Origin of the sequence: Petrotoga sp. Shatin.DS.tank11.9.2.9.3, assembly GCF_003665005.1 — a bacterium.
In the GTDB taxonomy this organism is placed as follows: Bacteria; Thermotogota; Thermotogae; order Petrotogales; family Petrotogaceae; genus Petrotoga; species Petrotoga mobilis.
Map to the genome: position 1 here is coordinate 1 of NZ_JGVT01000002.1, position 2,675 is coordinate 2,675.

A 2,675-nucleotide genomic window follows, 5' to 3' on the forward strand; every position below is an offset into this window, starting at 1 on the left:
GTGTATATCCTACCTTTAAGGAATAAAAACATCCAATTAGAAAACATTTCACTTCCTCCGAAATAGTGTATATCCTACCTTTAAGGAATAAAAACTTCCTCCAGAAATATATAATTTCCGTTCCAAGCGGTGTGTATATCCTACCTTTAAGGAATAAAAACCTACCTTGTAATTTTTATATTTTCCTGGAATGTCTTCGTGTATATCCTACCTTTAAGGAATAAAAACACAGTTCCATCCATTCTTCATTTTCCATTTTTCTTACCGTGTATATCCTACCTTTAAGGAATAAAAACATCGGCTCAACATTTGGCACATTTTTTTCAGCAAAGTGTCTATCCTACCTTTAAGGAATAAAAACATATAAATAAGAAAATAAACGGTAATCTCGGCAACCTGAGTGTCTATCCTACCTTTAAGGAATAATTTTGCCGCCTTATGCAAAAAGGTTTTTTTCATAATGTTTTAGAAATAATTTCCAAATCCTTGTTTGCCCTGCAAACGACGTGTGTGTATTAGCCTACCTTTAAGGAATAAATTTTGCTGATCTCTGCAAAACACCTTTTCAAAATGCTTCAGAAATAATTTCCAAATCCTCGTTTGCCCCGCAAATGACGCGTGTGTATTAGCCTACCTTTAAGGAATAAGTTTTGCTGATCTGTGCAAAAAGATTTTTTCATAATGCTTTAGAAACTTTTTCCTATCCTCGTTTGCTTCGCAAATGACGCTTGTATCTAAGCCTACCTTTAAGGAATAAGTTTTGCTGATCTGTGCAAAAAGACTTTTCGTAATGCTTCTGAAAAAACTTCCAAATTCTCATTTGCGTAGCAAATGACGTTTGTGTCTTAGCCTACCTTTAAGGAATAATTTTTGCTGTTTCTTGCAAAACGTTTTTTTCGTAATGCTCTAAAAACTCTTCCCTTATTCTTTTTTGCTTCGCAAACGACGTCTCACGCAAACGACGATCAACCTCAAGTTAAACATAAAAGCCGCCTAGATTAACTTCCAATAAACTAATATTTATCTATTTAACCTAAAACAGAAAATGATATAAAAAAATGTCTGTCGACCTCCAATAAGGTAAAAAACCCAGGGGATCGACAGACAAGTGCTAAAAGTCACAAGGCTCGTTCCATAAACCTTTGATTTGATTTTTAACAATTTCTCAAAGTTTTGCTTGACAAATGTAATTTTTTATGATACACTTTTTATCGTGAACCTATGGGTATCTATCCTACCTTTAAGGAATAAAAACATTCAAACCTTTCTTTTTTCTTTTGAAGAATTGTTTCCGTATCTATCCTACCTTTAAGGAATAAAAACCCTTAGGCTCTGGATTAGACTTAGATTCTAATTTAGGTATCTATCCTACCTTTAAGGAATAAAAACTTTTGATAAAATTCGAAGATTTCTTGCAATTTCATTGGTATCTATCCTACCTTTAAGGAATAAAAACAGATCTTTATTTTCGTCCAACTCATGTATAATTTCTCGTGTCTATCCTACCTTTAAGGAATAAAAACCATAATCATTATACAGTTCTATTGTTCTTTTCTTTCTTCTGTGTCTATCCTACCTTTAAGGAATAAAAACCCTTTTATAGGGGTCATACTGACAACTTTCAATGATATGTGTCTATTTTACCTTTAAGGAATAAGTTTTGCTGCTTTATGCAAAAAAGGTTTTCGTAATGCTTTTGAGTAAGTTTCCAATCCTCATTTGCGAAGCAAATGACGTCTGTGTCTTAGCCTACCTCTAAGGAATGCTTTTGCTGCTTTATGCAAAACGTTTTTTGTTGTCTCTTGCAAATTGTTTTATTTGTAATGTTCTAAAAGTTCTTCCCTTATTCTCGTTTGCCCCGCAAACGACGTTTCACGCAAACGACGTACAACCTCAAGTTAAACAAAAAAGCCGCCTAGATTAACTTCTAATAAACTAACTTTCATCTATTTAACCTATATCAAAAAATAATATAAAAAAACGTCAGTCGACCTCCAATAGAGTAAAAAACCCAGCGGATCGACAGACAAGTGTTAAAAGTCACAAGGCTCGTTTCATAAGCCTTTTAATTGATTTTTAACAATTCCTCAAAGTTTTGCTTGACAAATGTAATTTTTTATGATACACTATTTTTGCTGCCCTGTGCAAAAGGGCTTCTTTGCAATGCCTTAGAATCAATTTCCAAATTCTCATTTGCGAAGAAAATGACGTTTGTGTCTTATCCTACCTTTAAGGAATAAAAACAGAATAGAAGGATCTCCAACGTACTGCCAAACTCCACCGTGTCTATTCTACCTTTAAGGAATAAAAACAATCCAGATCTTGGAACCGTTCTTCTTAGTGGTTCTGGGGTGTCTATTCTACCTTTAAGGAATAAAAACTTGGGCAACATAAAGTATGTCGCCCTTCCCGATGGGTGTCTATTCTACCTTTAAGGAATAAACACTCTCTCTCTTCAGCATCTTTCCATTCGGAAGCTGATTGGTGTCTATCCTACCTTTAAGGAATAAAAACATTCATCTATGATGTCATAGAAAGTCTCATCGAATGTGTCTATCCTACCTTTAAGGAATAAAAACTTTCTTTGTTTTCAGTAACTTCAGTATAATATTGGGAGGTGTCTATCCTACCTTTAAGGAATAAGTTTTGCCGTTTTGTGCAAAACGCTTTTTTAT

General features: G+C 33.9%; 2 CRISPR repeat arrays.

What is annotated here, in order from left to right:
• A CRISPR array of direct repeats spans positions 1-430; the repeat unit is 30 nt; unit sequence GTGTATATCCTACCTTTAAGGAATAAAAAC.
• Positions 431-1,225: 795 nt separating this feature from the next.
• A CRISPR array of direct repeats spans positions 1,226-1,661; the repeat unit is 30 nt; unit sequence GTATCTATCCTACCTTTAAGGAATAAAAAC.
• Positions 1,662-2,675: the final 1,014 nt, after the last annotated feature.